This is a genomic window from Clostridium thermopalmarium DSM 5974 (genome assembly GCF_002995795.1).
Taxonomy (GTDB): Bacteria; Bacillota; Clostridia; order Clostridiales; family Clostridiaceae; genus Clostridium_H; species Clostridium_H thermopalmarium.
Genome location: NZ_PVXN01000008.1, coordinates 20935 through 41579 on the forward strand (window position 1 = coordinate 20935; position 20645 = coordinate 41579).

The following is a 20645-nucleotide window of genomic DNA, read 5'->3' on the forward strand; positions in this document are numbered from 1 at the left end:
GGGGCAATTTATGGGGTTATTATATACAATAAAAGGGTATAGAAGTTTACCAAAAGACGTAATTGTACTATTTTTTGCTAGAATTATAAACAGTATAGGAAGTTTTGTATATCCATTTTTAGCTATGTTTTTAACAGAGAGAATGGGAATGTCATCAAATAAGGTAGGACAATTTATGATGATAGCAGCTATTGGTGGAGCTTTGGGCTCTATAGTAGGAGGAAAGTTATCTGATCATATAGGTAGAAAGAAAATAATATTGGTATTTCAAAGTATGGCTGCTATTATGTTAATACCATGTGGAGCTTTAGTAAAATCTATTTTAATACCATGGTTTTTAGTTTTATATAATTTTTTTAATGGAGCAGTACAGCCAGCAAATGCTGCTATGATTGCAGACTTAACAGATAAGAAAAATAGGCAGCAAGCTTTTTCTTTATTATATTTAGGAATAAACATAGGTGTAGCTATAGGGCCATTTATAGCAGGAATTCTTTATAAAAAGTATATTAGATGGATATTCTGGGGAGATGCCCTAACGACTGTGATATCTCTAATACTAGTTACAATACTGGTTAAGGAAACTATACCTAGTCCATTGGAGGATAAAGAGCATATTCATAAGTATATAGATGATGAAGAGAAAAGTGAGTCCGGAAGCATATTAAGTGTCATGTTGAAAAGACCTGCTCTTTTAGTATTTTCCTTAGTATCCATAATATATTCATTTGTATATGCTCAGAGCAATTTTGCAATTCCTCTTCAGGTAAAAGCATTATTTCCAGAAGAGGGTGCGCTTATGTTTGGAACCTTGATGTCCGTTAATGCCTTTGTAGTTGTGTTTTTTACGGTGATAATTATACATTTAACAAGAAAAAACAAATCTATATTCAATATAGCATTGTCGGGAATATTCTATGCGGTTGGTTTTGGAATGCTTTATTATACGGAAAAATACATCTTCTTTATTATATCAACAATAATATGGACTACAGGAGAAATCCTTTCTGCCACAAATCAAGGAGTTTATATAGCAAATCATACACCTAGGTCACATAGAGGAAGGGTTAATTCCATAATTCCCATAATATCAGGAATAGGAAATGCTATAGGTCCTCGCGTTATGGGAGCTTATATAGAAAACAGGGAAGTAAAAGCAGCATGGCCAATTGTATTTATTTTATCAATAATAGGAGCACTTTTAATGTATGGATTATCTTTAAAAGAAGTAAAGGCTAAGTTTGGGGAAAGTGAGAAAAGATCAGTTAAGTTAACATGATTTGCCTTAGTATATAACAAAAAACTTAAATGTAAATATAGTGAAAATATCCAAAAAATCTTTGACTTTATAAGAAAAAGTGTTAAAATATTTACAAAGTCGGTATTCTGATAAGAAACTGAACTAAATTTTAATTTTAAAAGTTAATAGTTAAGTTTCCGTCACTCGACTTATATCCGTAAGGGAATAAGAATGGAGGTATGAGATTTATGGAGAGAAATTTAGTATCAACCAGGACGAAAACAAGAAAGCTTACCACATTTGCTATGTTAGCAGCAATATCAATTATTCTAGGGTTTACACCACTAGGAATAATACCAATTCCGCCAGTAGGTGCAACAATAATGCACATACCGGTTATAATTACTGCTATACTAGAAGGCCCAGTCTTAGGAGCTTTAATGGGACTTGTATTTGGAATAATAAGTTTTGTAAATGCAATTATGAAACCAACAGTACTGTCCTTTGCAGCAATGAATCCATTAGTATCCATAGTGCCAAGAATGCTAATAGGTATTGTTGCTTATTATGCATATGATTTAATTAAGTTAAAGAATGAAACCATAAAAGTAGGGGTTTCAGCTGCATTAGCTACATTGATGAATACTGTTGGATTTTTAGGCATGATATACTTATTATATGCAGAACCTGCTGCAAAAGCTCTTGGTCAAAAGGTTGATACAGTAGGCAAATTCCTTTTAGTATTAGGTACAACTCATGGTTTGCCAGAAATGGGAGTTGCTGTGTTGATAACAATTCCAATAGTTTTTGCTATAAAGAAAATAAAAAGATAATAAATATAGGATATAGACAGAAAGTAGTAAAACCTTTAGGTATTTACTACTTTCGTTTTATATAAAATTCGACTTTTGGAGGCATTATATATGAAAAATGTAAAGATTACTGATATAGAAGGTATAAAAATAGGTCATGCCCAGGACTTAAAAGGGGCTACGGGGTGTACTGTAATCCTATGTGAAGAAGGAGCAGTAGCTGGAGTTGATGTAAGAGGAGGAGCTCCAGGGACTAGGGAAACAGATTTATTGAATCCTTTAAACATGATGGAGAAAATACATGCCGTTCTTCTAACTGGAGGAAGTGCTTTTGGATTAGATGCTGCTAGTGGAGTCATGAAATACTTAGAAGAGAGAGGAAAAGGCTTTGATGTAGGAGTGACGAAGGTTCCTATAGTGTGTGGAGCTGCTTTATTTGACTTAGTTATAGGAGATTATAAGGTTAGGCCTGATAAAGATATGGGATATAAAGCGTGTATGAATGCAAGCAGCGATGAATGTAAAGAGGGTTCTGTGGGAGCAGGAACAGGAGCTACTGTAGGTAAGATATTAGGACCTGAATTTGCTATGAAAGGTGGGATTGGAACATATACTTTTAAAGTTGGTGAATTAATGGTAGGGGCTATAGTAGCGGTTAATTGCTTAGGAGATGTAATAGATCCTGAAAATGGAAAAATGATAGCAGGAGTATTAAGTGAAGATAAGACTAAATTAAGGAATACGGAAGATATAATGCTATCTCAATATGACAATAAGAAAAACTTGTTTAACGGAAATACTACTATAGGCGCTGTAGTAACAAATGCTAATCTTACTAAGTCAGAAATAAATAAGGTAGCATCTATGGCTCATAATGGATATGGAAGGGCTATTTATCCAGTACATACTATGCATGATGGAGATACAATATTTTCACTTGCCACAGGTAAAGTAGAGGTTGATATAAATGTAGTAGGATTTTTAGCTGCTAGGGTCATGGAAAGAGCTATAGTTAGAGCTGTTAAAAATGCAGAAAGTATGTGCGGGTATAAGGCTTATAGAGACCTTGTTAAATAAAAGATATTCACTCTTCTATGTTGAAATGCTTTGTTTTGTCATTTAGCATATTCAACATTTTGGAGTGAATTTCCTTTTTGATTACATATTATACTAGTTGGTTTAGTGTATGTTTAATAATTATATATACATATCCAAAAACAATATATACTAAAGAGATAGCCCCATAAATAACAGTAATATAAGCGTCTTAATTATATTCTAGGTCTTAATTATATTCTAGTTAATTACTATCATTAAATTGTTCTTTATTTCTATTTAAAAAATTAAATAAAATACTAAAAATAAAAAGCATAATATCGATTATTTATAATAAAGAAGAGTAATAAAATCATTCCATACAATTTAATCTATAATAAGTGTATCTTAAAAAAGATAAGGTGATTTGAACTATGAATAAATTTAGGATGAGTTTAAGCAAATTTTTTATTGATATTTTATATGATTCTGCGCTAATTGAATTGATAGAAAAAAATATTCATTTATTTAAGTAAGTTTTTTGTGGATATTTTATGCGGTTTTGCTTTAATTGAATTGATAGAAAGAAAAATTCGTTTACATGGTTTTAAACTTACAAGCCTTACAAAATATATTATATCCACCACATCAGTTATAGTGTCAGGAATAATATTTGGTCTAATTTTTGCAATTATTTATTAATAATGCTAGAAACTGATGAAAAATGAACCATAATATATTAAAATATAACATATGGAAAATAAATATGATGAGGTGGGTTCATAGTGGAAGAGAAGAAATCAATATTTGAAAAGTTAAGATTAGTAGATAGAATTGAAAAGGTAGACAAAATTGAAAAGGATAACAATAATGTAGAGCAAAATAATAAAGATACATACATAAATAAAGAAGAGCAAAACAATATAAATAAAGAAAAGAGAGATGAAGGAAATTCAGTTAAAAAAGAAGTGGAGTCTATAGATAAAGAAGAAAATAATAAAAATTCTATAGAAAAAAAGCTATAGTTAACAATAAGCCATTAACAGTAGAACAAATATATGAAAAGTTTAAAGTTGGAAATACAAACGAAAATAATGTATTTTTAATAGATAGTTATCTCAAGGCCCTCACTGAAAACTTGCCAACTGATGTAAAAAGACAATCTGTTTTAAATATTATAAAGGTTTCAAAGATGGATATTGAGGATTTAATACAGGATGGGAAAAAGAGACTAGATGTATTAAATTCTTATACTATAGAAATTGAAAAGGAAACAGAACAAATAATAAAAGAATATGAAAATAAGATTCAAGAACTTTACAAAAAGATTGATGAGTATAAAAAAATAATATCTGAAAGAGGCATCTTTCAAGAGGAGCAAAAGGCCTATATAGATTATGAAACTCAGAAAATTGAAAACATAATAAAATTTGTAAAATAGATATTTGTTCAAGTTTGTTTAAGATGTTAAATTATAAGAATATTTAACATCCTTTACTTTTTTTTGAATAATAATACTTTATTATAAACATATTTAATGGAAATTAATATGATATTAAAATAATGAGCAATGTGAAGAAAAAGTTAGATAACTCAATATAATTTAATTAAATGAAATATTATAATCAAGTGTTATGTTGCCAAAAAATAAAAAAAAGTATATAGTATAAATATAGCAATTAACAATAATTATTAAATAATAAAAAATATTAAATATAAAAACAGGTTATTAGGAGGGGTTTTTAAATGAAAAAATTTGTTTGTTCAGTTTGTGGTTATGTTTATGAAGGACAAGAGGCACCAGAAGTTTGTCCTCAATGCAAAGCATCAAAGGATAAATTTGTAGAAAAGAAAGAAGACGGAAGCAGACAATGGGCAGATGAACATAGAATAGGAATAGCTAAGGGTGTAGATCCAGAAGTAATAGAAGGATTAAGAGCTAACTTTACAGGAGAATGTACAGAAGTTGGAATGTATCTTGCAATGGCAAGACAAGCTTTTAGAGAAGGATATCCTGAAATAGGTTTATACTATGAAAAGGCTGCTTATGAAGAAGCAGAACATGCTGCAAAATTTGCAGAACTTTTAGGTGAAGTTGTAACTGATAGCACTAAAAAGAATCTTGAAATGAGAGTTGAAGCAGAATACGGAGCTACTCAAGGTAAGAAAGACTTAGCTACATTAGCTAAAAAATTAAACTTAGATGCAATACATGATACAGTTCATGAAATGTGCAAAGATGAAGCAAGACACGGAAAGGCTTTCGAAGGATTGCTTAAGAGATATTTTGGATAATATCATAATAGAGTGAAATGAAATATTATATATTATGTGCGTAAAATAAATATAGTTTTTACAAAAGGTAGCTAGAGTATACTCTAGCTACCTTTTATACAAAAAATAGAGAATATAAGAGAAAGTTTGAATAATACTAAGTTAATCCAGTACATATAAAAAAAATAGGTATTAAATCGATAAAATAAGAAAAAATTATAGTTGAATTAAATTTATAAAGATAATATTATAAAATAAATAAAAGTCAAAGAAAGTCAAAGTCAGTAGAGGTGATGAAATGGCTAGATTATCGGATATAATTGAGGAATTTATAAAAGAACTCTTGGAAGAAAGCGATTCTAGCGAACTTGAAATAGGAAGAAACGAACTTGCAAATCAGTTTAAATGTGCTCCCTCTCAGATAAACTATGTTCTTACTACTAGATTTTCTGCAGAAAGTGGCTATTATGTGGAAAGTAGAAGAGGAGGGGGAGGATATATAAGGATAAGGAAAGTTCAATATGATGAAAATAAAAATTTAGCAAATTTGATAAGAGATAAGATAGGAAATAGCATTACTTATAATGGAGCTTATAGTATAATTGAAGGACTTAAAGAGAGAAATATAATCACCGAAAGGGAGTCAAATATAATGAAGGCAGCCGTTAATGATAGAAGTTTAATGGTATCTGCTGATAGAAAAAATAATATTAGAGCAGAAATATTAAAATCTATGATAAAAATTATATTGTTATAAGTCTTGAAATTTATGGTAAAATATAAAATAATATTTAAGAATTTTAAAATGTAAAGGGGTGGTTCGATGCTTTGCGAATCTTGTAAACAAAGAGAAGCTACTGTTCACATAACCAAAGTAATAAATGGAGTAAAAAGAGAAGCGAATTTGTGTCCAGATTGTGCGGCCAAGGCTGGAGAATTTAATTTAGTTCCAGATATGGATATAATGGCACCATTCTCATTTCCAAATGTGTTGAGTGGGCTTATGGAATACATGAATAAAAACTCTATAAATAATAAATCTACAGAGTTAAGGTGTGGAAAGTGTGGAACTACTTATAGAGAATTTAAGGAAAAAGGTCTTCTTGGATGCAGTGAGTGCTATGAAACTTTTAACCCATATATATTATCTGTAATCAAAGGGGTTCAAAGCAATGTGGAACATACAGGTAAGGTACCTAAGAAGGCTGGTAAAAACTTGGTGCAAAAAAATAGAATATTAAAATTAAAAGAAGAATTACAAAAGGCTATTACGCTAGAAGAATATGAAAAGGCAGCAAAGATAAGAGATGAAATTAGGGAAATAGAAAGGCAATCTGAATAGGTGGAGGTAATAATATATGAAAAGCTGGATAGAAACTCAAACTGAAAATGAAGATGTGGTTCTAAGCAGCAGAATAAGACTTGCAAGAAATTTAAAAAATGCTCCTTTTCCTAACAAATTAAATGAAGAGCAAGGGAAAGATATAGTAAAAAATGTAGAAGATGCGTTCTATTCATCTCCATATACTGAGGAAAAATTTAAAACAATATATTTATGGCAAAATGACGATGTAACTAACCAATCTTATTTTGAAAGGCATTTGATAAGCGAAAGGCTTATAAGTAATAAAAAGGAGGCAGCATTTATAGTAGATGAAGATGAAACTGTAAGCATTATGATAAATGAGGAAGACCATTTAAGGCTTCAGGCAATAACTGGAGGGCTTAATTTAAAAGAAGCTTTTAACTATATAAATAAGTTAGATGATTTATTAGAAGAAAGATTAGAGTATGCCTTTAATGAAAAGCTTGGATATTTAACTTCATGTCCAACTAATCTTGGAACAGGCCTTAGAGCTTCCGTTATGCTTCATTTGCCAGCTCTTACTGCAAATAATGAAATTGTTGGCCTTTTAAATGCATTAACTCAAGTAGGAATGACTATAAGAGGGCTATATGGAGAAGGCTCTAGAGGTGAAGGTAACTTGTATCAAATATCAAATCAGACAACTTTAGGACTTAGCGAAGAGGAAATATTGACTAATCTAGCAGGGGTAATTAATCAAGTTATAAATAGAGAAAACCTCGCTAGAGAAAGGATTTTAAGCAAGAACAGATATGAAATAGAGGATAAAATATTTAGATCTGTAGGAATTTTAAAATCTGCAGTCATGTTAAGTTCAAAAGAGTGTTTAAATTTGCTTTCAAATGTAAGATTGGGTGTTGAAATGGGAATAATTAAAGATATAGACAAGAACACATTAAACAAACTTCTTGTAGACATTCAACCGGCAAGCCTTCAAAAAGCAACCAGACAGAAACTTTTTGATAAACAACGAGATTTAAATAGAGCAATTCTTGTTAAAGAAAGATTAAAAAACGTAGAGTTATAATCTAGGGAGGTGTATAATCTATGATGTTTGGAAGATTTACAGAAAGAGCACAAAGAGTTTTATATTATGCACAACAAGAAGCTCAAGCTTTTAGACATGGATATGTAGGGACAGAACATATTTTGCTTGGAATTTTAAAAGAAACTGGTGGAGTTGCAAATAAACTTCTTAATAGCATGGGTGTAACAGAAGATAAAGTTAAAAAATTGATTGAGGAATATGAAGGCAAGGGTGAATTTGCTATAAATAAAAATGAAATTCCTTTAACACCGAGAACTAAAAGGTTATTAGAGCTAAGCTTATTAGAAGCTAGAAATTTAAATCATAATTATATTACACCAGAACATTTATTGCTTGCTTTAATAAGGGAATCAGAAGGAGTAGCCTATGCCATTTTAACTAATTTAGGTTTAGATTTTGAAAAGCTTCAAAAAGAATTGATGAAGGCATTTAGTCCTGAGAATGTTCAAGGAACAGCAAATATGGGGAAGGCCAAGCCTAAAAATACAAATACTCCTACACTAGACCAATATGGAAGAGATTTAACTCAAATGGCAGAAGAAGAAAAGCTTGATCCGGTAATAGGAAGAGATAAAGAAACAGAGAGGGTTCTTGAGATTCTATGTAGAAGAATTAAAAACAATCCATGCCTTATTGGTGATCCAGGAGTAGGTAAAACTGCTATTGCGGAAGGCCTTGCTCAAAGAATTGCAAGTGGAAATATTCCAGAAATATTAAAAGATAAGAGAGTTGTAACTCTAGACTTATCTTCCATGGTTGCTGGCTCAAAATATAGAGGAGAATTTGAAGACAGAATTAAGAAGGTAATAGAAGAAGTAAGTAAAGCTGGAAATGTAATTCTATTTATAGATGAAATTCATACAATAGTTGGAGCAGGTGGAGCAGAAGGAGCTATAGATGCTTCTAATATATTAAAGCCAGCACTAGCAAGAGGTGAAATTCAATGCATAGGAGCTACAACTCTTGATGAATATAGAAAATATATAGAAAAGGATACAGCGCTAGAGAGAAGATTCCAACCTGTAACTGTAGGAGAGCCTACAAAAGAAGAGACAATACAAATATTGTATGGCTTAAGAGATAAGTATGAAGCTCACCATGGAGTAAAAATTACAGATGAAGCAATAGAGGCAGCAGTTGAGCTTTCAGATAGATATATCACAGATAGATATCTTCCAGATAAGGCTATAGATTTAATAGACGAAGCTGGTGCTAAGGTAAGAATTAAGAATTTAACAGTTCCACCAGATTTAAAGAGCTTAGAAGAAGAGATTGAGAAAGCTCAGAAGGAAAAAGAAGATGCAATTAGAATTCAAGATTTTGAAAAGGCAGCAAAGCTTAGAGATAAGGAAAAAGAGTTAAAAGAAAAACTAGATAACTTTAAAAATAACTGGAAAAAGCATAGTCATGGATTTACTCAAATAGTTGGAGAAGAAGAAATAGCTGAAGTGGTATCTAGATGGACTGGTGTGCCAGTAGAAAAGCTTACAGAAAGTGAATCAGAAAGATTGATGAAGTTAGAAGAAATCCTTCATAAAAGGGTTATAGGACAGGATGAAGCAGTAAAGTCTATTTCCAGAGCAGTAAGACGTGCTAGAGTTGGACTTAAAGATCCAAAAAGACCGATTGGCTCATTTATATTCTTAGGACCTACTGGAGTTGGTAAGACAGAATTATCCAAGGCTCTTGCAGAGGCTATGTTCGGGGATGAAAATAATATAATAAGAATTGATATGTCAGAATATATGGAAAAGCATGCGGTATCAAGACTTATAGGATCTCCTCCAGGATATGTAGGCCATGATGAAGGTGGTCAATTAACTGAAAAAGTAAGGCGCCGTCCATACTCAGTAATTCTTTTTGATGAAATTGAAAAGGCTCATCCAGAAGTATTTAACATTCTCCTTCAAATATTAGAAGATGGAAGACTTACAGATTCAAAAGGAAAAACAGTAGACTTTAAAAATACAATTATAATAATGACATCAAATGTAGGTGCACATACAATAAAAAAACAGAAGTCTTTAGGTTTTTCTACATCTGAAGATGAAGCTGAAAGTCAATATGAGAAGATGAAAGAAAATATTATGAGCGAGCTTAAGGAAAGCTTTAAACCGGAGTTTTTAAATAGAATAGATGATATTATCGTATTCCATGCTTTAGAAGAAAAAGATTTAAGGCAGATAGTTAAGCTTATGCTTAGAGAAGTATCAAATAGACTAAAAAATCAAGAAATAGATATTGAATTTGATGAAGAGGCTGAAAAACTTTTATCCAAGGAAGGATTTGATCCTGCTTATGGAGCAAGACCTTTAAGACGTACTATAACAAAGGTTGTTGAAGATAAATTATCAGAAGAAATTTTAAAAGGAAATATAAAAAGAGGAGACAAGGTTTGCGCAACAGTAGAGGATGGTAAGCTAGTATTAAAGACATTAATTAACCAGTAAATTGAAGCATGAAAAACCGACAGAATCAGCTTAAAGCTGTCCTGCCGGTTTTTAGAATGTAATTAAATAGAAATAAATGTAATGAATTTAATTTATACAAAAAAATTCACATTTCATACAAATTTATATAAAAATATTGTATAATATTACTTTGTATGAATGGACAGGAGTGGTAAGTGTGGCTAAAAATAAGAATATATTTATATGCCAAAAATGTGGATATGAGGCTTCTAAATGGTTTGGCAAGTGTCCAGGATGCGGTTCGTGGAATGCTATGATTGAACAAAAGAAGGAAGAGAAGATTTTAAGTAGAAGTACTGGAATAAGCAGCAACAATAAACCAGAAAGCATATCGAATATAAAGTCAGGTGAATTTGAGAGATATGATACAGGGATTAATGAATTAAATAGGGTGCTGGGGGGAGGATTAGTTAAGGGGTCGTTGACATTAATATCAGGAGCTCCTGGAATAGGAAAGTCTACTATACTACTGCAAACTGCAAATAATATTGCAGAAAAGTTTGGAAAAGTTCTATATGTATCAGGAGAGGAATCTGGTGAACAGATAAAAATAAGAGGAGATAGATTAGGCAGTATATCCTCTGATTTATATATTTTATCAGAAACTAATCTTCAACTTATAGAAGAGCATATTAATAAGATGAACCCAGTATTTGTAATTATAGATTCTATACAAACTCTTTTTAAGCCATCTATTGAATCTGCTCCTGGAAGTGTATCTCAGGTAAGAGAATGCTCTAATGAACTTATGAGAATTGGTAAAACAAAAAATATTCCTCTATTTATAGTGGCTCATGTAACCAAGCAGGGAGAGCTAGCCGGACCGAGAGTTTTAGAGCATATGGTTGATACAGTGCTTTCTTTTGAAGGAGAGAGAACTCAAGAGTTTAGAATACTTAGAACCATGAAAAACAGGTTTGGAACCACTAGTGAAATTGGAGTCTTTGAAATGAGGCAAGAAGGGCTTAAAGAAATTCTTAATCCTTCTCAAGTATTTTTAGAGGAAACAAATTTTAATGATGAAGGTTCTGTAGTAATAGGAATCATGGAAGGTACACGGCCTATTTTAGTTGAAATACAAGCACTTGTAACAGAGACCAAAGCTGTTATGCCTAGAAGAACCGTGGTAGGTGTAGACATATCTAGATTAAATCTGATTTTGGCTGTTTTGGAGAAAAAGCTTAGAATTCCTTTCTACAACTGTGATGTTTATGTAAATGTAGTAGGAGGTCTTGAAATAGAAGGTACATATGGGGATTTAGGCCTTGCATTAGCTCTTATATCCAGTGTAAAAGGGCGAAACTTTAAGTTGAATAAGATGATAGTTTTTGGAGAGATTGGATTAACTGGTGAAGTAAGACCTATTGCTTTATGTGAAAGATTAGTGAATGAGAGTATAAAGATGGGATTTGAGAATATTATAATACCTTATAAAAATAAGGATAAGATAGATGTAAAAAATAGAAATGTTATAGGAGTATCTTCATTAAAAGAAGCTGTTAGCAAGGTTTTCTAATACTGGATTAAACAAATGAGAGGAGAGTGAGATATGAGATTAGATAAGGATAAAAAGTTGATTGATATATTAAAGATTATGGCTCCAGGAACTCAGCTAAGAGATGGCCTTGATAATATATTAAGGGCTAAAACGGGAGGATTAATAATTCTTGGTGACAGCGATGAAATATTAAAAATTGTAGATGGAGGCTTTAATATAAATTCTGAATATAGTCCATCTTATATATATGAACTTGCTAAGATGGATGGAGCAATAGTCTTAAGTAGCGATTTAAAAAGAATTCTTTATGCAAATACTCAACTTATACCAGATGCATCTATACCAACCTTTGAAACAGGAACAAGGCATAGAACTGCTCATAGAGTAACAAAGCAAACTGGAAGTATAGTAATTGCTATTTCTCAAAGAAGAAATATAATTACTGTGTATAAAAATGACATTAAATATGTTCTAAGAGATAGCAGTGATATACTGGCAAGAGCAAATCAAGCGCTTCAAACTCTTGAAAAATATGTATCCGTTTTAGATAGAGTAGTTAACAATTTAAACTTACTAGAGTTTCAGGATCTAGTTACATTATTTGATGTTACAACTGCAATTCAAAGAACAGAGATGGTTATGAGAATTGTGGACGAGATAGAGCTTTACATAGTTGAACTTGGAAAGGAAGGCAGGCTTATATCTATGCAGCTAAATGAACTTGTAAAGAGTGTGGAGGAAGACGGCATACTCTTAATTAGAGACTACTGCAAGAGTAATATGGATTATAATAAGATATATGAGCAGATTCAAAAGATGTCTTCTGATGAAATTTTAGATTTAGACTCAATAGCTAAAGTCTTAGGACATAATGGGGGGACCCTAGTGGATACTCTAATATCACCAAGAGGATATAGGATGCTAAGTAAAATTCCGAGAATTCCTGTAAATGTAATAGAAAATGTTGTAAGCAATTTTAAAGAACTTAAGGCAGTTATGGAAGCATCCTATGAGGAATTAGATAATGTTGAAGGCATTGGAGAGGCCAGAGCAAAAGCTATTAAAAATGGCCTTCGTAGGTTAAGGGAACAGTTTATGATAGATAGTTAGAGGCACAAAATAAGCTGTGCTTATTTTGTGCCTAGCTATCTAAAGGTATACTTACCTAAAGTGTTTATTCTATTTAGCTCCTTTAAAAGTATATCATAAAGATTTAGATCTAATAAATTACATAGTGAAGTTAGATAAAATAAATTGTTGCCGATTTCTCTTTCTATAACGTCCCTACAGTTTTCGCATAATTCCCCATTTAAGTGGGTGCTTAGGTGTTCTTTAAAAAAATTAATATCTATATCATCAACATTAGGCATTTTTTGTTTTTTTGCATCAATTTGAATACAACCGCAATTGGTAACAGACTTTGCTACTGCTCTGTTTATACGTCCTTCAGATTCTTGTAGTTTTGTTATTATATCTAGCAAGCTTCTATGGCGTAAAAGACATTCATCTACTGCGTTCTGAAAATCGTCGAAAATAACATCTTTCATAGTTTCAGCTCCTTACCACTAATTTTTCCAGCGTCTTGATATTATAATTATAATAATCTTTGAACAATTTTGTCAATAAAGCTATAAGAGGGGTGTCGGTACATGTATATAATAAGGCAATATAATTTTTATTAATAGGGGGATTAAAAAGTTAAATATTAGACGAAAATATATACTGAGGAAAATGTAACGATATTTTTCATGAATAAATTTTAAATAATTGCTAGGCTGGTTGAAATAGGGTATATAATAATATATATTGGTATTAATAGTATTAAAAACTTTTTAAGTAACACGGTGAAATTATCGAGGAGGTGAAAGAAATGTTTAATAGAATTCTAAGAGGGCTTTTTACTGTAATTGGCCTTATATTAGGATTTATATCAGGAGAATGGCTACTTGGCTTAAATAGGCTAGCATACTTTAATAGTTCAACCGTTTTAAAAATAGTGTTTTTAGCCTTTGCTACTTTGCTTTTAGGACTTATATTATTTATTATTTCCCCTATATTTAATTCTTTAATAATAAAAACTATGAACTATTTTGAAGAAAATATACAAAAAATACCTACCGTAGAAATACTTATAGGTACTGTAGGAGCAATATTAGGACTTATTATCTCAGTTCCTTTTGTGAGTTTGTTTAATGATTTTCTTATAGGAAAAATAATAGGAATAATCATAGTTTTAGTAGTGACTGCTCTAGGAGTTGATATTGCAGTTAAAAAGAAGGAAGATTTAATTGGAGCTATTTCAAGCATAAAAAAAGTTGGGGTTACAAAAGAAAAAAAACCTAAGACTCAATATAAAGGAATTCCAAAGGTCCTTGATACTTCTGTAATAATTGATGGAAGAATTTTAGATATATGTCAAAGCGGGTTTATAGAAGGAACTTTAATAATACCAAACTTTGTTTTAGATGAATTGAGACATATAGCTGATTCGTCTGATAGTTTAAAGAGAAATAGAGGTAGAAGAGGACTTGATACTCTAAACAAGATGCAAAAAGACTTGGTCATAGATTTACAGATAACAGATAAGGATTTTCCGGAGATAGAAGAAGTTGATAGCAAGTTATTAAAATTAGCACAAGTCCTAAAAGGAAAGGTTATAACCAATGACTACAATTTAAATAAAGTAGCAGGGGTGCAGGGAGTCCCTGTTTTAAATATAAATGAACTAGCTAATTCAGTAAAACCTGTGGTTCTTCCAGGAGAGGAAATGACAATACAAATAATTAAGGATGGTAAGGAACAAGAACAAGGTATAGCTTATCTAGATGATGGAACAATGATAGTTGTGGAAGGCGGCAAAAAGCATATAGGAGAAGTTATGGATGTAGTAGTTACATCAGTACTACAGACGGCAGCAGGGAGAATGATTTTTGCAAAACAGAAAAAATAAGTTTACTTCGTTTAAAGTGAAAAGGAGCGCTCTAAATGGGAAGAAACTGTGCTATTATTGTAGCAGCAGGCAAAGGGACTAGAATGAAGGCAAAAATAAATAAGCAGTTCATAAAATTAAAAGGTAAGCCAATTTTATACTATACACTTAAAGCTTTTGAAGATAATGATTTAATAGATGAAATAGTATTGGTATTGGCAAAGAATGAGATTGAATATTGCAAAGATAACATTTTAAATAAATATAAAATGAATAAAATAAAGAAGATAGTTGAAGGTGGAAGCACAAGACAAGATTCCGTTATAAGAGGATTATTGGCAGCGAAAGGAAACGATGTTGTTTTAATACATGATGGTGCCAGACCTTTTGTAGATAATAGAATAATTGAAGATGGAATAAAATATGCCAATATATATGATGCGTGTGCTTGTGGAGTAGAGCCTAAAGACACAATAAAAATCAAAACAGAAGATGGGTTCTCCTTAAATACTCCAAAGAGAGAGACTTTGTTTTCTGTGCAAACCCCCCAATGTTTTAAATACGATTTGATACTAGATGCTCATAAAAAAGCTTTGAAAGAAAAAATAGAAGCTACAGATGATACAATGATTGTCGAGAATTATAATCATAAGGTATACTTATATGAGGGAAGCTACAACAATATAAAAATAACCACTCCAGAAGATCTAATAATTGGTGAAAGAATATTAGATATGATGTAAAATTATACTTGTAGTACGAAGTTGTGCAAAATAAACATAATTTATTTAGGAGGCACTGTAATGAAAATATTCAATACCATGACAAGGCAAAAAGAAGAGTTTGTTCCTATAAAACCTAATGAAATTACTATGTATGTTTGTGGACCTACAGTATACAACTATTTTCATATTGGAAACGCTAGAACTTTTTTGGTGTTTGACACAATTAGAAGATATTTTGAATACAGAGGGTATAAAGTGAAATTTGTTCAAAATTTCACAGATATAGATGACAAAATGATAAAAAGAGCCAACGAAGAGAATACTACAGTAAGAGAATTAGGAGATAGATATATAGAAGAATATTATAAAGATGCGGATGGGCTTAATATTGAAAGGGCTACTGTTAATCCAAGAGCTACTGAATATATAGAAGAGATAATAAAATTTATACAAGATTTAATAGATAAAGGCTATGCTTATGAAGTTGATGGAGATGTATACTTTAGCACAAAGAAGTTTAAAGAATATGGGAAGCTATCTGGACAGAATCTAGATGACTTACAAGCGGGTGCTAGGATAAGTGTAGATGAGAGAAAAAAAGATCCTATGGATTTTGCGGTGTGGAAAAGTGAAAAGCCGGGTGAACCTTCTTGGGATAGTCCATGGGGGAAAGGAAGACCAGGTTGGCATATAGAATGCTCATGTATGGCGCATAAAATTCTCGGCGAGACAATAGACATTCATGCAGGTGGTGCGGATTTAGTTTTCCCACATCACGAAAATGAGATAGCTCAAAGCGAGGCAAGAAGTGGTAAACCTTTTGCCAACTACTGGATGCATTCGGCTTATCTGAACATAAACAATAAAAAGATGTCAAAGTCTCTAAACAATTTTTTTACTACAAGAGAGATTTTAGAAAAGCATGATGCAGAAGTTGTAAGATTATTCATGCTTTCTGCTCATTATAGAACCCCTTTAAACTTTAGTGATGAGTTATTAGAAAGTGCAAAGGCTTCAAAAGAAAGACTATATAATGCTATAGGTAATTTAGAAAGGCTTATAGATGAAGTTAAAACTGAAAATTTAAAAGAGGAAGAAAAGGCCTATATAGAAAATCTTAATTCCTATAAAGGCAAATATATAGATAAGATGGATGATGATTTTAATACAGCAGATGCTATAGCTGTAATATTTGACTTGATAAAAGACATAAACACTAATATAGGAGTAGATTCATCTAAAGAACTTATAAAATATTGTTTGGATTTAATAAGGGAGTTAGGAAAGCCTTTAGGTATACTTCAAAAGTCTACAATAGAGGATTTGAATTCTGAGATAGAAGCGCTAATAGAGGAAAGACAGCAGGCTAGAAAAAATAAAAACTGGGCCTTGGCAGATAAAATAAGAGATGATTTAAAAGCTAGGGGGATAATTCTTGAAGATACTCCACAGGGAGTGAGATGGAAGAAAGCTGAGTGATTCAAATAATGGTAATAACAAAAAGTGTAGTCGTTATTGAAATGACTACACTTTCACGTTATATTAAGTATAGTGTTGTTTTACGATTGTGAATATAGAGTAAAGGAGAATTATCTTCTCATGAAATTTGACTTTTTAAATAATAAGCTTACTATAAATGAGGCTAAACAATTAAATCCTTTGGTTCTTGCTTTTGTAGGGGATTCGGCTTATGAAGTGTTTATTAGAACTTATTTAACTATCAATAATAGAGAGATATCTGCTCATAAACTTCATCTTAAAGCCATATCTTTTGTTAAGGCTCACTCCCAAAGCGAATTTATGAAAAATATAGAGAATCAACTGAATGAAGATGAGCTTGCAATATATAAAAGAGGAAGAAATGCTAAATCGGGTACTGTCCCTAAAAATGCAGATATTCAGGAATATAGGATAGCAACAGGATTTGAGGCAGTAATAGGATTTTTATATATTACAAATCAATTAGATAGACTTAATGAGCTATTGAATATTATTATAAATTTAAGCATTAATTAAAGATTAAAAGGGGAGAATATAATGGCACTAAAAGTGAAATTAATAGAATATACACCAAATCCAGAAAAAGTTATAGCATCAGCAGCAAAACTTTGTTATAGTGCTGTAGGAGTAGATGACATATTAAATGGATTGGATGATGAAAGTACTGACAAATTTTTAAATAGATTAATGTCTTATGGACATATGTCTCCTATAGAACATGTGTCATTCACTTTTGCCGTGGAGGGGGTTTCAAGATCATTAACACATCAATTGGTTAGGCATAGAATTGCATCTTACTCTCAACAGAGTCAAAGATATGTAAAGCTAGATCAGTTTGAATACATAATTCCTCCAGAAATTGATAAAGACGAAAAAGCAAGGCAAATCTTTACCAAGGCCATGGAAAATGATCAAAAAGCTTATGATGATATTGTAAGTATATTAAAAGAAAAATATATAAAAAATGGGTTTAAGGAAATAGCTGCAGAGAAAAAAGCTATTGAAGATGCTAGATACGTATTTCCAAACGCATGTGAAACGAAGATAGTGTTCACAATGAATGCGAGATCTTTAATGAACTTTTTTGAACATAGATGCTGCAACAGAGCTCAATGGGAAATTCATGCTCTTGCAGATAAAATGCTAGAATTAGTAAAAGAAGTTGCTCCTATCTTATTTAAAAAAGTAGGTCCTGGCTGTGTAAAAGGACACTGCCCTGAAGGAGCTATGACTTGTGGAGAGATAGAGAAAGTAAGAGAGAAATATTCAAAATAATTTTAAATGAAAGAGGTAGCCAAAATGAAAGAGATAAGAAAAAAAGATATTGAGGCTAGAGAAGATTTAATAGAAGGAAGAAATGCTGTAATAGAAGCTTTAAAAGGTGATAGAACTATAGAAAATATATTAGTTGCCAAAGGAGATATGACGGGGTCTATAAGCAAGATTATGGCCATAGCAAGAGAAAAGAATATAGTTATAAAAGAGGTTGATAGAAAGAAACTAGACTCTATGTCTGCAACAGGAGTACATCAAGGAGTTATGGCTATAGTAACTCCTTATAAGTATTACAGTATTGATGACATATTGGATTATGCTGATAAAAAAGGAGAAAAGCCTTTCATAGTAATACTAGATGAAATTGAAGATCCTCATAATTTAGGTTCTATAATTAGAACAGCAGAAACCTGTGGTGTGCATGGAATAATAATACCTAAAAGAAGAAACGTTGGTATTACGCCTACTGTATATAAGACATCAGCAGGTGCTATTGAATATATGAGAGTTGCTAAAGTTGGAAACGTAAATAAAGCTATAGATATGATTAAAGAAAGAGGAGTCTGGGTATACGGAGCAGATATGGATGGAGAAGCATATTGCTATCAGACGGATTTTTCAGGAGCAGTAGCTTTAGTTATAGGCAGCGAAGGAAGAGGAATCTCAAAACTTACTAAAGAAAAATGTGACGGACTAGTTAAAATTCCTATGGTAGGGAATATAACATCTTTAAATGCATCTGTAGCGGCCGGCATAATGATGTATGAGGTTTTAAAACAAAAAAATGGAATAAGTTAAAGTCGTGAAGAATGTATTTGTAGATGGATATAATGTAATTAATAGTTGGCCGGAGCTAAAGAAAATTAAAGAGTATAGTTTTGAGGCAGCACGCATAAAGCTTATTGAGATGTTACAAAATTATGCGGCTTTTAAAGGAGATAAAATATTTATAGTGTTTGATGCCCATATGGTGAAAGGAAGTTTAGAAAAGAGAGAAAGGCTGGACAATGTAATAATTGTTTTTACGAAGGAAGGAGAAACTGCAGATAGCTTTATTGAGAAATATGTTAATTTAATAGGTAGAAAGGCTGAAGTATGTGTTGTAACTTCTGACTTTCTAGAGCAGCAAGTGACATTTCAAAGAGGAGCTACAAGAATGTCTTCTTTAGAATTTTATAATGAAGTAATAAGTACTAGGCGTAAGATAAATGTAAAGGTTAGGAAGGATACTTCAGTGAATAAAAATTTGTTGAAGGATAGAGTAAACGAGGAAGTATTAGATAAACTTGAAAAAATTAGAAGAGGGGATTAAAATTTCTTGACTACAAATTTCTTGTTACTGTATAATAAAATGTATGATATGGAATATTTTTGGAATTTGTATATGGAGGGGATATCTTGATAAATAACGTAGGCATTCTTGGGGAAAATGAGGGGATGGAAGATAGATTAGATGAAGAAATTGCTTTAGATGCTAAAAATGGAGATGTAAAAGCACAAGAATATTTAATAAATAAATATAAAAATTTTGTAAAAGCAAAGGCAAAGTCCTACTTTTTAATAGGGGCTGATAAAGAAGATATCTATCAAGAAGGTATGATAGGACTTTATAAGGCTATTAGAGATTTTAAACCTGATAAGTTATCATCCTTTAAAGCTTTTGCAGAATTATGCGTTACAAGACAAATTATAACAGCTATTAAAACGGCGACAAGACAAAAGCATATACCACTTAATACATATATATCTCTTAATAAACCTATTTATGATGAAGAATCAGATAGAACTTTATTGGATATAATATCCACAGTAAAGGTATCTGATCCAGAAGAGTTAATTATAAGTAGGGAAGAGGTAAACAAAATAGAGTGTGAGATAGAGGAAGTGCTATCAGAATTAGAACTAGAGGTATTGAATTCATATCTCCAGGGCAAATCATATCAAGAGATAGCTTGCGACTTGGATAGACACTCTAAATCTATTGATAATGCTCTTCAGAGAGTTAAGCGAAAGCTTGAAAAGTGCTTAAACAAAAATATGAAAAAATCTTGACAAAAAAAAGTGGGAATAGTAAAATAGATAATTGGTATAGGGCTTTTGAAAAACAATTATGTGGTGTCATGGGCTCAATACTATTTTAGAACTTTAGAAGATGCCCATGTAGCTCAGCAGGCAGAGCGTCACCTTGGTAAGGTGGAGGTCGCCGGTTCAAGCCCGGTCGTGGGCTCCATGAATTTAAAAATAAGCTGACAACACACCAGGACAAGTTTACGAAAAGATTAAACTTAATTAATGAATGGGAGGAATAAAAAATGGCAAGACAAAAGTTTGAAAGAACAAAGCCGCACGTAAACATAGGAACAATAGGACACGTAGACCATGGTAAGACAACAACAACAGCAGCAATCACAATGACACTAGCAAAGACAGGTGGAGCAGAAGTACAAAAATACGAAGATATCGATAAAGCAC

Annotated in this window: 22 protein-coding genes and 1 tRNA gene; 22 read left to right on the forward strand and 1 reads right to left on the reverse strand. The window is 31.6% G+C overall.

Features of this window, described 5'->3' with window-relative positions; all coding sequences use genetic code 11:
• Positions 1-10: 10 nt before the first annotated feature.
• The 12 genes from CPAL_RS01690 (at position 11) to disA (ending at position 12854) form a co-directional block, all read left to right on the forward strand.
• The gene (locus tag CPAL_RS01690) at positions 11-1279 is read left to right on the forward strand and encodes an MDR family MFS transporter (protein ID WP_061858358.1); all 1269 of its coding nucleotides are present in this window, start codon (positions 11-13) and stop codon (positions 1277-1279) included.
• A gap of 209 nt (positions 1280-1488) precedes the next feature.
• Positions 1489-2073, forward strand: coding sequence for an ECF transporter S component (locus CPAL_RS01695; protein WP_061858359.1), 585 nt, complete (start codon positions 1489-1491; stop codon positions 2071-2073).
• 90 nt (positions 2074-2163) lie between these two features.
• A complete protein-coding gene (locus CPAL_RS01700; protein WP_061858360.1) occupies positions 2164-3129 on the forward strand; it encodes a P1 family peptidase in 966 nt (321 codons plus the stop codon).
• A 743-nt stretch (positions 3130-3872) separates the two neighbouring features.
• Positions 3873-4112 carry a hypothetical protein gene (locus CPAL_RS01705; protein WP_106023990.1) on the forward strand — a complete coding sequence of 80 codons (240 nt, stop codon included), beginning with the start codon at positions 3873-3875 and terminating at the stop codon, positions 4110-4112.
• 167 nt (positions 4113-4279) lie between these two features.
• Positions 4280-4528 (forward strand): hypothetical protein, encoded by a 249-nt coding sequence (locus CPAL_RS01710; protein WP_106023991.1) that lies wholly within the window; start codon positions 4280-4282, stop codon positions 4526-4528.
• Between the two features lie 305 nt (positions 4529-4833).
• Positions 4834-5382 (forward strand): NADH peroxidase, encoded by a 549-nt coding sequence (locus CPAL_RS01715; protein WP_061858363.1) that lies wholly within the window; start codon positions 4834-4836, stop codon positions 5380-5382.
• 277 nt (positions 5383-5659) lie between these two features.
• Complete coding sequence (locus CPAL_RS01720) at positions 5660-6118, forward strand: CtsR family transcriptional regulator (protein WP_061858364.1); 459 nt, start codon at positions 5660-5662, stop codon at positions 6116-6118.
• 66 nt (positions 6119-6184) lie between these two features.
• The gene (locus CPAL_RS01725; RefSeq protein WP_061858365.1) at positions 6185-6703 is read left to right on the forward strand and encodes a UvrB/UvrC motif-containing protein; all 519 of its coding nucleotides are present in this window, start codon (positions 6185-6187) and stop codon (positions 6701-6703) included.
• A 16-nt stretch (positions 6704-6719) separates the two neighbouring features.
• The gene (locus tag CPAL_RS01730) at positions 6720-7754 is read left to right on the forward strand and encodes a protein arginine kinase (protein WP_061858366.1); all 1035 of its coding nucleotides are present in this window, start codon (positions 6720-6722) and stop codon (positions 7752-7754) included.
• 20 nt (positions 7755-7774) lie between these two features.
• Positions 7775-10225, forward strand: a complete 2451-nt coding sequence (locus CPAL_RS01735; RefSeq protein WP_061858367.1) for an ATP-dependent Clp protease ATP-binding subunit — start codon at positions 7775-7777, stop codon at positions 10223-10225.
• Positions 10226-10403: 178 nt separating this feature from the next.
• Positions 10404-11762 carry a DNA repair protein RadA gene (radA, locus tag CPAL_RS01740; RefSeq protein WP_061858368.1) on the forward strand — a complete coding sequence of 453 codons (1359 nt, stop codon included), beginning with the start codon at positions 10404-10406 and terminating at the stop codon, positions 11760-11762.
• A 33-nt stretch (positions 11763-11795) separates the two neighbouring features.
• Complete coding sequence (gene disA / locus CPAL_RS01745) at positions 11796-12854, forward strand: DNA integrity scanning diadenylate cyclase DisA (RefSeq protein WP_061858369.1); 1059 nt, start codon at positions 11796-11798, stop codon at positions 12852-12854.
• Positions 12855-12889: 35 nt separating this feature from the next.
• On the opposite strand, the gene CPAL_RS01750 is transcribed toward disA, so the two are convergent.
• On the reverse strand, positions 12890-13291 hold the full coding sequence (locus CPAL_RS01750; RefSeq protein ID WP_061858370.1) for a hypothetical protein: 402 nt from the start codon (positions 13289-13291) through the stop codon (positions 12890-12892).
• A gap of 323 nt (positions 13292-13614) precedes the next feature.
• Here CPAL_RS01750 and CPAL_RS01755 point away from each other — a divergent pair, with 323 nt between their 5' ends.
• From CPAL_RS01755 to CPAL_RS01800, 10 genes are all read left to right on the forward strand, one after another.
• Complete coding sequence (locus CPAL_RS01755) at positions 13615-14694, forward strand: PIN/TRAM domain-containing protein (RefSeq protein ID WP_106023992.1); 1080 nt, start codon at positions 13615-13617, stop codon at positions 14692-14694.
• A gap of 35 nt (positions 14695-14729) precedes the next feature.
• Complete coding sequence (gene ispD / locus CPAL_RS01760; RefSeq protein WP_061858372.1) at positions 14730-15416, forward strand: 2-C-methyl-D-erythritol 4-phosphate cytidylyltransferase; 687 nt, start codon at positions 14730-14732, stop codon at positions 15414-15416.
• Between the two features lie 60 nt (positions 15417-15476).
• Entirely contained in the window at positions 15477-16877 is a 1401-nt protein-coding gene (gene cysS / locus CPAL_RS01765) for a cysteine--tRNA ligase (protein ID WP_106023993.1), read from the forward strand.
• Positions 16878-16997: 120 nt separating this feature from the next.
• The gene (locus tag CPAL_RS01770; protein ID WP_061858374.1) at positions 16998-17414 is read left to right on the forward strand and encodes a Mini-ribonuclease 3; all 417 of its coding nucleotides are present in this window, start codon (positions 16998-17000) and stop codon (positions 17412-17414) included.
• A gap of 21 nt (positions 17415-17435) precedes the next feature.
• On the forward strand, positions 17436-18173 hold the full coding sequence (gene thyX / locus CPAL_RS01775) for an FAD-dependent thymidylate synthase (RefSeq protein WP_061858375.1): 738 nt from the start codon (positions 17436-17438) through the stop codon (positions 18171-18173).
• 24 nt (positions 18174-18197) lie between these two features.
• Positions 18198-18971 (forward strand): 23S rRNA (guanosine(2251)-2'-O)-methyltransferase RlmB, encoded by a 774-nt coding sequence (rlmB, locus tag CPAL_RS01780; RefSeq protein WP_061858376.1) that lies wholly within the window; start codon positions 18198-18200, stop codon positions 18969-18971.
• A gap of 4 nt (positions 18972-18975) precedes the next feature.
• Positions 18976-19485 carry an NYN domain-containing protein gene (locus CPAL_RS01785; protein ID WP_061858377.1) on the forward strand — a complete coding sequence of 170 codons (510 nt, stop codon included), beginning with the start codon at positions 18976-18978 and terminating at the stop codon, positions 19483-19485.
• 125 nt (positions 19486-19610) lie between these two features.
• Positions 19611-20225: an RNA polymerase sporulation sigma factor SigH gene (gene sigH, locus CPAL_RS01790; RefSeq protein WP_061858474.1), complete on the forward strand. Its 615-nt coding sequence runs from the start codon at positions 19611-19613 to the stop codon at positions 20223-20225.
• A 102-nt stretch (positions 20226-20327) separates the two neighbouring features.
• A tRNA-Thr gene (locus CPAL_RS01795) sits at positions 20328-20403 on the forward strand.
• Positions 20404-20485: 82 nt separating this feature from the next.
• The coding region (locus CPAL_RS01800; RefSeq protein ID WP_242976277.1) for a GTP-binding protein at positions 20486-20645 on the forward strand (160 nt) is incomplete at its 3' end.

Coding starts and splice junctions, on each gene's coding strand:
- CPAL_RS01730 (WP_061858366.1), top strand. CDS start 6,720: ATGAAAAGCTGGATAGAAACTCAAACTGAAAATGAAGATGTGGTTCTA.
- CPAL_RS01750 (WP_061858370.1), bottom strand. CDS start 13,291: ATGAAAGATGTTATTTTCGACGATTTTCAGAACGCAGTAGATGAATGT.
- CPAL_RS01720 (WP_061858364.1), top strand. CDS start 5,660: ATGGCTAGATTATCGGATATAATTGAGGAATTTATAAAAGAACTCTTG.
- CPAL_RS01690 (WP_061858358.1), top strand. CDS start 11: ATGGGGTTATTATATACAATAAAAGGGTATAGAAGTTTACCAAAAGAC.
- CPAL_RS01710 (WP_106023991.1), top strand. CDS start 4,280: ATGGATATTGAGGATTTAATACAGGATGGGAAAAAGAGACTAGATGTA.
- CPAL_RS01695 (WP_061858359.1), top strand. CDS start 1,489: ATGGAGAGAAATTTAGTATCAACCAGGACGAAAACAAGAAAGCTTACC.
- thyX (WP_061858375.1), top strand. CDS start 17,436: ATGGCACTAAAAGTGAAATTAATAGAATATACACCAAATCCAGAAAAA.
- CPAL_RS01715 (WP_061858363.1), top strand. CDS start 4,834: ATGAAAAAATTTGTTTGTTCAGTTTGTGGTTATGTTTATGAAGGACAA.
- CPAL_RS01755 (WP_106023992.1), top strand. CDS start 13,615: ATGTTTAATAGAATTCTAAGAGGGCTTTTTACTGTAATTGGCCTTATA.
- rlmB (WP_061858376.1), top strand. CDS start 18,198: ATGAAAGAGATAAGAAAAAAAGATATTGAGGCTAGAGAAGATTTAATA.
- CPAL_RS01735 (WP_061858367.1), top strand. CDS start 7,775: ATGATGTTTGGAAGATTTACAGAAAGAGCACAAAGAGTTTTATATTAT.
- cysS (WP_106023993.1), top strand. CDS start 15,477: ATGAAAATATTCAATACCATGACAAGGCAAAAAGAAGAGTTTGTTCCT.
- CPAL_RS01725 (WP_061858365.1), top strand. CDS start 6,185: ATGCTTTGCGAATCTTGTAAACAAAGAGAAGCTACTGTTCACATAACC.
- ispD (WP_061858372.1), top strand. CDS start 14,730: ATGGGAAGAAACTGTGCTATTATTGTAGCAGCAGGCAAAGGGACTAGA.
- disA (WP_061858369.1), top strand. CDS start 11,796: ATGAGATTAGATAAGGATAAAAAGTTGATTGATATATTAAAGATTATG.
- CPAL_RS01770 (WP_061858374.1), top strand. CDS start 16,998: ATGAAATTTGACTTTTTAAATAATAAGCTTACTATAAATGAGGCTAAA.
- sigH (WP_061858474.1), top strand. CDS start 19,611: ATGGAAGATAGATTAGATGAAGAAATTGCTTTAGATGCTAAAAATGGA.
- CPAL_RS01700 (WP_061858360.1), top strand. CDS start 2,164: ATGAAAAATGTAAAGATTACTGATATAGAAGGTATAAAAATAGGTCAT.